At 55.5% G+C, this 12,341-nt stretch carries 9 protein-coding genes and 1 tRNA gene; all 10 read left to right on the forward strand.

Annotation, left to right across the window (positions count from 1 at the left end; genetic code table 11):
• Positions 1 to 191: 191 nt before the first annotated feature.
• Positions 192 to 1,664, forward strand: coding sequence for an MBOAT family O-acyltransferase (locus ACQ4WS_RS04425; RefSeq protein WP_436473997.1), 1,473 nt, complete (start codon positions 192 to 194; stop codon positions 1,662 to 1,664).
• Between the two features lie 35 nt (positions 1,665 to 1,699).
• Complete coding sequence (locus ACQ4WS_RS04430) at positions 1,700 to 2,710, forward strand: hypothetical protein (protein WP_436473998.1); 1,011 nt, start codon at positions 1,700 to 1,702, stop codon at positions 2,708 to 2,710.
• Positions 2,711 to 2,787: 77 nt separating this feature from the next.
• Positions 2,788 to 2,862: transfer RNA gene (locus ACQ4WS_RS04435), tRNA-Arg, on the forward strand.
• A gap of 172 nt (positions 2,863 to 3,034) precedes the next feature.
• Positions 3,035 to 4,927 carry an ATP-binding cassette domain-containing protein gene (locus ACQ4WS_RS04440; RefSeq protein ID WP_101484347.1) on the forward strand — a complete coding sequence of 631 codons (1,893 nt, stop codon included), beginning with the start codon at positions 3,035 to 3,037 and terminating at the stop codon, positions 4,925 to 4,927.
• 176 nt (positions 4,928 to 5,103) lie between these two features.
• Positions 5,104 to 5,766 carry a CAAX prenyl protease-related protein gene (locus ACQ4WS_RS04445; RefSeq protein WP_436474000.1) on the forward strand — a complete coding sequence of 221 codons (663 nt, stop codon included), beginning with the start codon at positions 5,104 to 5,106 and terminating at the stop codon, positions 5,764 to 5,766.
• Between the two features lie 41 nt (positions 5,767 to 5,807).
• The gene (epsL, locus tag ACQ4WS_RS04450) at positions 5,808 to 7,076 is read left to right on the forward strand and encodes an XrtB/PEP-CTERM-associated polysaccharide biosynthesis outer membrane protein EpsL (RefSeq protein WP_436474002.1); all 1,269 of its coding nucleotides are present in this window, start codon (positions 5,808 to 5,810) and stop codon (positions 7,074 to 7,076) included.
• 8 nt (positions 7,077 to 7,084) lie between these two features.
• Positions 7,085 to 8,467, forward strand: coding sequence for an undecaprenyl-phosphate glucose phosphotransferase (locus tag ACQ4WS_RS04455; protein WP_436474004.1), 1,383 nt, complete (start codon positions 7,085 to 7,087; stop codon positions 8,465 to 8,467).
• Between the two features lie 555 nt (positions 8,468 to 9,022).
• Positions 9,023 to 10,036 (forward strand): EpsD family peptidyl-prolyl cis-trans isomerase, encoded by a 1,014-nt coding sequence (locus ACQ4WS_RS04460; RefSeq protein ID WP_436474005.1) that lies wholly within the window; start codon positions 9,023 to 9,025, stop codon positions 10,034 to 10,036.
• 44 nt (positions 10,037 to 10,080) lie between these two features.
• Positions 10,081 to 10,869 (forward strand): polysaccharide export protein EpsE, encoded by a 789-nt coding sequence (gene epsE / locus ACQ4WS_RS04465; protein ID WP_436474007.1) that lies wholly within the window; start codon positions 10,081 to 10,083, stop codon positions 10,867 to 10,869.
• A gap of 61 nt (positions 10,870 to 10,930) precedes the next feature.
• Positions 10,931 to 12,340: a chain length determinant protein EpsF gene (gene epsF, locus ACQ4WS_RS04470; RefSeq protein ID WP_436474009.1), complete on the forward strand. Its 1,410-nt coding sequence runs from the start codon at positions 10,931 to 10,933 to the stop codon at positions 12,338 to 12,340.
• The last annotated feature ends 1 nt before the right edge of the window (position 12,341 follow it).

Consider the following 12,341-nt stretch of genomic DNA (forward strand, 5'->3'; position numbering starts at 1 on the left):
GCTATGCCAGTGCCCTGTTCACGGATGTAGGCAATGACATGGCTACCTGGCGGTTTTACTGGGCTTTATTTTGGCAGGGTCCGGGCCTTGCGCACGCAGCATATCGCCGGTAGGAGCGCTGGTCCGCCGAGTGCTAGCGCAAGCCGATAGTCATCTCCCGTAAATCACTCCACCACTTGTAGGACGACGCGGTGCTATTCAATTCATTTGCTTTCTTTTTGATCTTTTTGCCATTGGCGCTACTTGGCTATTTTGTCCTGTCAAAGTATTCTCTGCGTGTTTCGATCATCTTCTTACTGCTGGCTTCGCTCGCATTTTATTGCTATTGGGATATTCGGTTTTTACCGTTGCTGGCCTTGTCAATCTGCGTCAACTTTGCAGTGGGACGCGGGATTTCGCTGCGTTATGAGCGGGGACACCGGCGCTCGGCAAAGGCATGGCTGGTCGCTGGACTTGTTTTCAATCTTTCCTTGCTGATCTTCTTCAAGTATTTTGATTTCCTGATAGAAAATATAGCAGCCCTGACCGGGGCGCCGCTGGTGCCGATCGGCATTGTTTTGCCAATCGGGATTTCGTTCTTCACGTTTACGCAGATCGCATATCTGGTCGATTGCTATGCGGGCAAGGTCAAGGACTATCAGCCGGAAAGCTATGGACTGTTCGTCACGTATTTCCCCCACCTGATCGCCGGTCCCATCCTGCATCACAAAGACATGATGCCGCAGTTTTCGCAGCCGGAGTCGCATGTGTTGCGGCGTGGGCGCATCGTCGTCGGTCTGACGTTTTTCACTATCGGCCTGTTCAAAAAGGTGATATTGGCTGACGGCGTGGCACGCTATGTCGCTCCCGTGTTCGACGCGCATCACCAGCATCTGAGCATGCTGGAGGCCTGGGCTGGAGCCCTGGCGTACACTTTCCAGTTGTACTTCGACTTTTCCGCCTATTCGGACATGGCATACGGTCTGTCCTATATGTTTGGGATTGTCCTGCCTATCAACTTCAATTCGCCTTACAAGGCCGCCTCCATTATTGATTTCTGGCGCCGCTGGCATATCACGCTATCAACCTTCCTGCGCGACTATCTGTACATCCCTCTTGGGGGGAATCGCCAGGGCGCATTCCAGCGCTACCGCAATCTGTTCGTGACCATGTTGCTGGGTGGCTTGTGGCATGGCGCCAACTGGACCTTTCTCGTATGGGGCATGCTGCATGGCCTGTATCTGATTATTAATCATGCGCTGCGCCATGTTCTTGGCGGACGCAGCAGTTTACCGATACGCGTTGCTGGCAGCGTCGCCACATTCCTGGCGGTCGTTCTGGCGTGGGTATTTTTTCGTGCCAGTTCGATCGACGTGGCGCTGGATGTGCTGCAAGCCATGGCAGGTGGCACCTTGACCCCATCGATGCAAGGAGCAATGCTTGGAAGCGACAGAATCATGGCGCTGCAAAGCTGCCTGTGGTGGTTGCTGGCGTGCGCGGCCATTGCCTTCTGCATGCCGAATGCCTATGACTTGCTGGGCAGGGGGCTGTTGCGGGTACGGGAGCAACGGCTGTCTGGCCAGGGCGGCAATATTGCCTTGGGTGCGTTATTCGTCCTCTGCATGCTGTTGCTGGCGATTAGCGAAACACGTGGCATTTCCGAATTTCTTTATTTTAATTTCTAAACTATATGCGTTCTTCATTTGCCATAGGCTTGGGCATGCTGGTCACGGTTCTGGTGCTCGAAGCCATCCTGCAATGCCTGCCGGTATCGTCCGGCTTGCGGCTGGAAAATAGCGATCCTCAAGTGCCGTTTCGCCGCTATCTGGCGCACGAGTCCTACGTGTATTCGCATGGATGGGCGCTGACCAATGCACGCAAGGGCATCATCAATGCCCAAGGCGCCTCGAATTCGCGCGACTTCAAGGATGGCGCCGCCGTGCTGGTGCTCGGTGACAGTTTTGTCGAAAGCCTGATGCTTGATTATCCCGATACCATGCAGGGGCAACTGGAGCAGGCGCTTGGTGGTGGGGTATATGCCGCAGGTAATTCCGGCAATGGCCTCGCAGATACGCTGGTCATGGCACGCTATTATGTGCCGCGCGTGCATCCACGTACCGTAGTGCTGTTTGTGGACGGCAGTAATCTTTCTACTCTGCTTGAGCCTGCCAAGCGCGGTCATAATCAGATTGAGCCCGGCCCAGATGGCCTGCACCTGGTGCACACGCCTTACGTGGAGCCCGGCATCAAGCGGCTGGTGTCCTATTCTGCATTGGTGCGGTATTGTTATTACAACCTGAAATTGCCCGATTGGCTGTCGTCTGCCTTGCGCCGCAAGGGGCCGCCGCCAGCAGCGGCGAAGGACATAGCGGCGCAAGGCGCGGTGCTCGATTACTATTTGACGCAATTGCGTGCCATCGAAGACGGTTCCGAGGTGCAATTTCTGTTTGTTGTCGATGGCGAGCGTGACTTGCTTTACAACGCGCGCAAGGGCGTGCCATCATGGGAGGGAGGCGACCGGGCGTTGTTCTTCGCGCGCTTGAAACAGCACGGTTTTGCTGCAATCGACATGCAGCCCGTGTTCGCGCAACATTGGGCGGCGCGGCGCGAGCAAATGGACTTCGCTCCCATGGACATGCACTGGAACAAGGTGTCGCATGCGCTGGCAGCCCAACAGATCGTATCGCGGCTCCAGGTGCGGTCCGCCGTCCCTGTGGCGCAGGCGAAATAGCATGCCTGCCAATGGCACGCTGTCCGTTTGTCAGGCTGTCAATGGCGGGCGCTTGCCTGTATAATGCCGCTGCGCGTGTCGCCATCGTACAATGGATAGTACAAGGTCCTCCTAAGACTTAAATGCAGGTTCGATTCCTGCTGGCGACACCACGTTTCCACGCAACGCGCGTCGGCAGCCTGTGATCATCCAGGCGGTAGTTACTGGTCGATGGCGATTGAAGTCCGAGTTATCGGTACAATGCGTGCTTCATTCATCTAATCGGCGGCTGTTTTGCACACCACGCGGTGTGCGCGAGACGGCGCCCGAGCACTCTTACTCATTATGGCTGTCATTTCTCTTTCATCGGCGCAACTTGCGTTCGGTCACGTCGCGCTGCTCGATCACGCGGAATTTTCACTGGAAACCACGGAGCGGGTCGGCTTGATCGGCCGCAACGGCACGGGTAAATCCTCGCTGTTGAAGGTTATTTCGGGCAAGTTCAAGCTCGATGACGGCTTGTTGGTGATGCAGCAAGGCATCAAGATCGCGTATGTGGAGCAGGAACCGCAATTCGACCCGGACATGTCCGTGTTCGACGCCGTCGCCTCCGGCATGGGTGAATCGCAGGCGTGGCTGAAGGAATACGATGCGTTGACGGGCCAGTTTGGCCAGGGCAATGACGACGAATTGATGGAACGCATGCACGACATCCAGGTCAAACTCGATGCGGCCGATGCGTGGAGCTTGCCCAACAAGGTGGAAACCGTGCTTGACCGTCTGAACCTGACGGGCGACATGCTGATGAAAACCCTGTCCGGCGGGATGCAAAAGCGCGTGGCGCTGGCGCGCGCGCTGGTGTCGGCGCCCGACGTGCTGTTGCTCGATGAGCCGACCAACCATCTGGACTTCAGCTCCATCCTGTGGCTGGAAGGTTTGCTGCGCGACTTCAAGGGTAGCGTACTGTTCATTACTCATGACCGCTCCTTCCTTGACAACGTCGCTACGCGCATCATCGAGCTCGACCGCGGTCGTTTGCTGTCGTATCCTGGCAACTTCACGGCTTACCAGACCCGCAAGGCGGAGCAGCTGGAAATCGAAGAAGTGGAAAACGCCAAGTTCGACAAATTCCTGGCGCAGGAAGAAGTGTGGATACGCAAGGGCGTCAAGGCGCGCCGGGTGCGCGACGAAGGCCGGGTGCGCCGCCTGGAAGCGCTGCGCCTGACGCGCAATGCGCGCCGCGACCAGCAGGGACAAGTCAAGCTGGACGTGTCGGCCGGCGAACGCTCGGGCAAGATCGTGGCGGACCTGGAGAACGTCTCGAAGATTTACGGCGACAAGGTCATCGTCAAGGATTTCAGCGCCACCATCTTGCGTGGCGACAAGGTCGGCCTTATCGGCGCCAACGGCGCCGGCAAGACCACCTTGCTGAAGATGATCCTGGGCCAGGAAGAGTCGGACACGGGCACCATCCGCCTGGGTACCAAGCTGCAAGTGGCGTATTTCGACCAGATGCGCACGCAGCTGAATGAAGAGGCGAACCTGATGGAAACCATCGCGCCAGGCAGCGACTGGGTCGAAATCAATGGTCAGCGCCGTCACGTGATGACCTACCTGAACGACTTCCTGTTCGCGCCGGAGCGCGCCCGTTCGCCTGTCAAGTCGCTGTCCGGTGGCGAGCGCAACCGTTTGCTGCTGGCGCGTCTGTTCGCCAAGCCGGCCAACGTGCTGGTGCTCGATGAGCCGACCAATGACCTGGATATCGATACCCTGGAATTGCTGGAAGAGTTGCTGGAAGAATACACCGGCACCGTCTTCCTCGTCAGCCATGACCGCACCTTCCTCGACAACGTTGTCACGCAAGTGATCGTCGCCGAAGGCGAGGGCAAGTGGCGCGAATTCGTCGGCGGCTACACGGACTGGGAGCGCGTGCGCACCTTGCCGATCGCCACGGCGCCAGCCAGCAAGCCGGCCGTCAAGGTCGAGGCCGCCGCACCGGCCGCCAAGCAGAAAAAGCTCAGCTACAAGGAACAGCGCGAGCTGGAAGAGTTGCCGAAACTGATCGCCAAGCTGGAAGACGAGCAATCGGTGCTGGCCGCCGAGCTGTCGCACCCGGACTTCTACAAAAAGACGCCAGCCGAAGGCAAGCGCCTGAATGCGCGCGTGGCCGAGATCGAAGGCGAACTGCTGGAAGCGCTGGAAAAGTGGGAGCAGATCGAGGCGCGCGCCAACGGTTGATTGTTTTCTGCCTCTTCTGTTGTAATTAAGTTAGGATTACTTGCCACGGCAACGGTTCAGCTTGATATAATTATATAATTATATTTATTACATCGGAGGATGCATGTTTGTCATGAAAAACACGCGCTCCGGACCACAGCGTCCGGCGCGTGGCTTCACCTCCGGTGGGCATCAGCATGTTTGATCGCGCCGCCTTGCCACGCGTAGCGCCATTCCTGGCCTACCTCTCCTTCATCTTCATCGCCGACATGCTGGGCCGGGCGGGCTTTGCCGCGCAGGACCTGCGCTGGCTGTACGCCGTCAAGATCGGCGTCGTGCTGGGCATGTTGCTGTACTGGCGCCGTAGCTATACGGAATTGGCCTGGGTGCCATTGGGCGCGCGCGCGCTTGCCGTGGCGCTGGTGACCGGTATTGTTGTTTTTCTGTTGTGGATCAACCTCGATGCAGGCTGGATGATGATCGGCAGTGCCGATGGCTTTGATCCGCGCAATGACGGCCAGATCGAGTGGAGCCTGGTGGTCTTGCGCATCGCCGGCGCCGCCCTCGTGGTGCCCGTGATGGAAGAACTGTTCTGGCGCTCTTTCCTGCTGCGCTGGATCGACACCCCGGACTTTCTGAAATTCAATCCGCGCCTGGCCAGTCTCAAGGCTTTCGGCATCAGCGTCGTGTTATTTGGTTTTGAACACAACTTGTGGCTGGCCGGCATCGTCGCCGGCGTCGCGTATAGTCTGCTGTATATGCGTAGCCAGAACCTGTGGTCGCCGATCCTCGCGCACGGCGTCACGAACGGCGTGCTGGGGCTCTGGATTATTTCCGGTGGACACTGGACTTACTGGTAATATTGCCAATCAATTGTTTGCTCTCTCAAAGACGATATCCCATGTTGAATTCATTGCGACAAACCTTCAGGTGGACAGGCGGTCTGGCCGAACAGCGCCGTCTGGTATCCGCGCTGGCCCGGATACTGCCTGTTTCGACTTTGCTTATCGGCGGAGCCAGTTGCAGCCTGCCTGCAGTCGCCGCGCTAAACGATACTATTTCTCCCTTCATAGCGACCAGTTATTCCTACGACGATAATTTTTTTCGTCTCGACGATGATGTGCGGGGGATCAATGGCCAGCGTTCCGACTCGTCACGCCAGGTACAAGCAGGTTTTATCGTCAATCGTCCAATAGGGCGGCAGATATTGACCGGCCAGGCAAAGTGGTCGCGCGTGTACTTCGATCATTTCGATCAGCTTGATTATAGTGGCAAGGATTTTTTGGCGGATCTGGAGTGGCATATTGCCAACCACCTTGAAGGCCATGCGGGCGTGAGCTATACGCAAACCCTGACGCCATTTAGTGACTTGCAAACCACGGATCGTAATTTGCGCACGGTGCGCCGCGAGTATCTCAACGGTGCATGGCGTTTCCATCCCAGTTGGCGCGTGCGTGCAGGTTTTTCACGCGAACGTTATGCTTATGACTTGATCACGCAGCGTATTTCCAATCGCCAGGAAGATAGTACCGAGTTGGGCCTCGACTATCTGCAGTCGGGGGGCAGCCGGATTGGCATGCAGTTGCGGCATTTGAAAGGCAGCTATCCGGACCGTGCCGGGCTGGCTGCCTTTGGCGTGGAGCAGGGCTACGAGCAGGATGAAGTCAAGGCCAATATTTACTGGTTTGCCAGTGGTATCACACAGGTCCAATTACTGGGAGGCTGGGTCAAGCGCAAGAACCAGGTGTTTACCGGACGCGACTCCAGTGGCGCCAACGGCCGCGTTACTGTGTATTGGGCGCCGCTGGGCAAGGTTCGCTTTACGGGGAGTGCGTGGCATGAGTTCGCGGCGGTGGAAAATTCACTGGTCAGCAGTAGTTTGAATAACGGCGCCAGCATTGCCGCCGCCTGGGATATTTCCGCAAAAGTGCGTATGGATGCGCAATTCAGGCGTCAAAAGCGTGATTTTTCCGCCGCTACCGGAACGGTGTTGCCTGGAGATATTGCCGACTCGACGCGGACCACCACCGTGGGCTTGACTTATGCTCCCCGACCCAATATTCAGTTGGGTGTTAATGCATTCCATGACGCACGCGTTGGCGCCCCCATTATCAATACAGGCAGTTACCGCGCCAAAGGTGTTTCCTTTAGCGCCAGTGGCCAGTTCTGAAGAGCATCATGACTGTTAATGATATACCCCTAATTTCGTTTTTCCAGCGTATTCTTGATCCCATTATCATCATGGGGACACTGTATCTGCTGGCTGCTCTGTCAGGTTCGCCATTTACCGGCTACTCATTGGTGCTGATGATATTGGCATTCTTCATATCGTCGTCCGTATTTCAGTATGTAGACCCTTATCGCACCTGGCGCAGTGGACGCATGCTGGCATACGCGCGTGATATCTTCGTCGGCTGGATCATTACGGTATTGATTCTGGTATTCCTTGGTTCTGCCACAGGGTTGAGCTTTCATTATGACTCCAGGCTGGTGATGGGATGGTTTTTGCTGACGCCATTCGTGCTGCTGGCCAGCCATCTGGCGGCGCGCCGTCTGGTAACCGATCCCGACCGTGACAGTGAGGTGCGCTCAGTGGTCGTCATTGGCGCCAATGATGCCAGCCTGAAGTTTGCGGCGACGGTGGAGCGCAATCCGAATCTCTTCATGCAGGTGCGCGGTTTTTTTGATGACCGCACCGACGACCGGTGGCCAGAGAAAATGCGCGAACCCATGCTTGGGAAAATGGCCGACATCGCTGCCTATGTACGGGAACACAATATCAAGATGATATTCATCAGCCAGCCCATTTCTGCCCAGCCACGCATTCGCAAAATGCTGGATGAACTGCAGGATACGACGGCGTCTGTCTATTTTTTACCGGATATTTACATCTTTGACCTGATGCAGGCGCGTTTTGACAATGTGGGCGGCATGCCGGTGATCGCGATCCGCGAATCGCCGTTTACAGGCTTTAACAGCATGGTCAAGCGCGGTAGCGATATTGTGCTGGGCCTGATCATCCAGATTTTGCTGTTGCCGGTGATGCTGCTCATTGCCATCGCGGTCAAGGTGACATCGAAAGGACCGGTGATCTTCCGCCAGCGCCGCTACGGCTTGTATGGCGAGGAAATCATAGTCTACAAATTCCGCTCCATGACGGTAAGTGAGGACGGTGACAAGGTTGTACAGGCGACAAAGAATGACCAGCGAGTGACGCGCATCGGTGGTTTTTTGCGACGCAGTTCGCTTGATGAGTTGCCGCAATTTATCAATGTTTTACAAGGCCGTATGAGCATTGTTGGGCCGCGGCCACACGCGGTGGCGCATAACGAGCAGTATCGCAAGCTGATCAAGGGGTACATGCTGCGCCATAAGGTCAAGCCTGGTATTACCGGCTGGGCTCAGGTCAACGGTTTGCGGGGCGAAACAGAAACGTTGGACAAGATGGAAGCACGAATTCATTTCGACCTGGATTACTTGCGAAATTGGTCTTTGTGGCTGGATATTTGGATCATCCTTTGTACGGTCAAGGTCGTGCTCAAGCGCGACAACGCCCATTGATTTCTATTGGTTGCGGACGGCTGCGAGACTTTTTCTATGACGGTATAAATTTCGTTTTTAGTGAAACAATACGCGCTAGAATATGTTTGGTATAAGCAAGATCCGCCACTTTCCCTGATCCGATGGCGTTGTCTGGCCCGTGCTGCGGTCGTTTGTGGATCGGCAAGATTGCCGTATTTTGCTGGTTCGGCATCCGGTATTGGCAGTTGGCGCGCAATGTCCTGCGGCTTCTGGTACTGGAGGCGTAACGGAGGAGAGTCGCATTCGACGTCGAGACATGTCAACACGGCGGGCATCGCATGCTCGCTGCGACGGTCAATGATCAGTTTCTTTTTGTCCACCTTAATGAGTTTTTAAGCAAATATTTTTATTAATGCTATGAATCCTGTTGGCGGGTATTTATAATATTGTTAATGATGTTGTCGACTTGAATAACTTTTACACTGGAAACTATGGCAGTGTTTGACATGGTTTTTGGCGGCGAAGATGACCCGGCTGCGACGGTTTATTCAGCAGTGCGTACAGCGTGACACACACTAGAGCGAAGGAGTAATTTTGAAGCACTTTGATATGACAGGTTTGGCATCGCTTAAGCGTACCTCAGGTCAACGAATCCTGTGGAGTGGCGTGTTCTTGCTGGCTGCTATCGGATTGTCCGCGTGTGGCGGCAAGAAGGATGACAAGCCAGGTCAAGCGCTTGCAAGTGTCAATGGCGAAGAAATCACTGTGTTGCAGCTCAATGAAGAGTTACAGCGTGCCGGGGTTCAGGCCGCGCAGCAGGAAGCTGCCAGCAAAGCCCTGCTGGAATCGTTAATTGACCGCCAGCTCTTGCAGAACGAGGCAGTCAAGGACAAGACTGACCGGGACCCGAAGGTGGTGCAATCGATTGAGCGCGCAAAAGCGTTGATCATCGCGCAGGCGTACATGCAGAAACGCATCGGCACCATTGCCAAGCCGACCCCTGCCGAAGTGGAAGAGTACTTTGCCAAGCAGCCAGGGTTCTTTACCCAGCGCAAGCAGTTTGATATGCGGGAACTGGTCATTGCCACTACCGACATGAACGATAAGCTGAAAGCCGCCATGGATTCGGCGAAGTCGCTGGAAGAAGTTGCGGTCTGGCTTGAGGCCAATAATGTCAAGTTTGCCCGTATGCAATTGTCGCGTACGAGCGCCGACCTGGCTCCGGAATTGAGTAGCAAACTGATGTCGATGCCGAAAGGCCAGCTTTTCATTATCCGGGAAGGGGACCGTACCTTGCTAATTGCGTTGGCGGACATCAAGGATAGCCCGGTGACACTGGCACAGGCGACGCCGCAAATCGAACAATTCTTGTTTAACAAGAAGACCAAGGAGGCGGCGGACGCTGAGTTGAAGCGTCTGCGCGCGCAAGCCAAGATCGAGTACCTGAACAAGAAGGAAGGTGCCGTACCCGCAGCCAGCGCGCCGGCGGCGAGTGCTCCTCCTGTGGGCGCGCCCGCTGCCGCGGTGAACGCTCCCGCGCCTGCGGCGACACCAGCTGGCCCGTTGCCGTCCGATGTCAATGACCGTGGTGTGGCAGGTTTGAAATAAGCTGGGCATATCGATATATAACTTTAAACAGAATTGAGTAAATCATGAAACGACTTGCACTCTGGATTCTAACGGCGCTCATGCTCTGCGGCGCAGGTATGGCGGGCGCAGCTGATGTGCTATTGGGCCCTGGCGATGTAGTGCGTATCTCGGTATATGGCAGCCCCGACCTGGCGCTGGAAACGCGCGTCAGCGAAGCTGGTGAAATTACTTTCCCCCTAGTTGGCGCCGTCGCGATTGGCGGTTTGCCGGTTTCCTCGGCAGAAAAGAAAATCGGCGGCCTGCTTGAAAGTGGCGGCTTCTTGCGTAAAGCGCAAGTTAATATCATTGTCACGACGCTGCAAAGCCAGCAGGTTTCCGTGCTGGGACAGGTTAATCGTCCTGGCCGCTATCCGCTGGAAGGCAAGCGTAGCCTGATGGATGTGCTGGCGATGGCTGGAGGGCTTGCGGCCGAAGGCGGCGATACCGTCAACCTGATCCGTAAGCGGGGCGGTACGACCACCAAGGAAGTTGTCGATATTGTCGACATGGTGCGTGAAGGCGACTTCAAGCGTGACCTGGATTTGACGGGGAATGATGTGGTGTATGTCGAGCGCGCGCCGCGTTTTTATATTTACGGCGAAGTTCAGCGCCCTGGGGCATTCCGTCTTGAACGCTCCATGACAGTCCTGCAGGCATTGTCCGTTGGCGGTGGCCTGACGCCACGCGGCACCGAGCGCGGTATCCGCATCAAGCGTCGAGATGCCGAAGGCAAACTGCAGATTCTCGATGCCAAGCATGATGATCTGGTGCAGGTGGACGACGTGGTTTATGTCAAAGAAAGTCTGTTCTGATGCAACGATCTTTTAGCCTTATAACGTTTCCGTTCTTTAAATTAGTCATGAGAGTTCTGTCATGAGATTTTCCCAGCTGTTACTTATCTTGCGTGCTCGCCGCTGGATTCTGATCGCGACCGTGTTATTTACGGTCAGCATCACCCTGGTGGTCAGCCTTCTGTTGCCCAAGACTTATAAGGCAACGAGTTCGCTCTTAATGAATTACAAGGGTGTTGATCCCGTCACCGGGCTGACGATGCCTGGTCAGCTGTTGCCAGGGTATATGGCCACGCAGATTGATATCATCACCAGCAAGAATGTTGCGCTGCGTGTCGTGGATAAATTGGGCCTGGCAAACAGTCCCGCCGTGCAAGCTCAATTCCAAGAGGCAACTCAAGGACGTGGCACCTTGCGCGACTGGCTTGCCGACCTCTTGTTGAACAAGCTGGAAATTGTCCCTTCGCGCGAGAGCAGCGTGGTTGATGTTAGTTTCAAGGGAAGTGACCCGCAATTCGTGGCGGCGATCGCCAACGCCTTCGCTGACGAATATCAAAAAGTCAGTATCCAGTTGAAAGTTGAACCTTTGAAAAAAGCGTCTGCATACTTCAATGAGCAGACGAAGTTGCTACGCGACAACGTTGAGCTGGCACAAAGCCGCTTGTCCAAGTACCAGCAGGAAAATGGCATTGTCAGCGTAGACAATCGACTTGATGTGGAATCGAATCGCCTGAACGACCTGTCGGCGCAGCTGGTTGCCGCACAAGGCATGGCGATGGAGGCACGCTCGCGCCAGGGAATGGCGCAGGGAGGTATGGGTGCAGAATCTCCCGATGTCGCCTCGAATCCCTTGATTCAGAATCTGAAGATTGGTTTGGGCAGTGCTGAATCGAAGCTGGCGGAAATCGATCAGCGTCTCGGCCGGAATCATCCGCAATACCAAAGCGCGAAAGCTGAAGTGGATCGTCTGCGTGCCGACTTTAATACGCAGATGAAGATCGCATCCAGCAGCGTAGGTAACAATGCGCAAATCATGTCGCAACGTGAAGGCGCCGTACGTGCTGCGCTGCAGGCGCAAAAAGACAAAGTGCTGCAGCTGAACCGGACGCGTGACGAGATGAATGTACTGAACAAGGACGTAGAGAGCGCGCAGCGCGCCTTTGAGGCAGCTTCGCAGCGTTTCGCCCAGACCAATATCGAGGGACAATCCGAACAATCCGATATTTCCGTACTGAATCCTGCAGTGCCGCCGATTTCTCCTGCCGGACCTAAAGTGTTGCTTAATACGATAGTGTCGGCGTTTCTGGGCTTCATGCTGGGCCTGGCTTTCAGTCTGCTGGCCGAAATGCTGAACCGTCGTGTGCGCTCTGAAACGGATCTAGTCACCGAATTGCAGGTGCCGGTACTGGGCGTCCTGAGTTGGGATACCGCCAAATCGAAGCGATCATCGTTCAAGAAATCTCCTTTTATTCGTCGCCTTGGTGTTAACTGAT

It is taken from the genome of Janthinobacterium leeuwenhoeki (assembly GCF_051380795.1).
Lineage (GTDB): Bacteria > Pseudomonadota > Gammaproteobacteria > Burkholderiales > Burkholderiaceae_D > Janthinobacterium.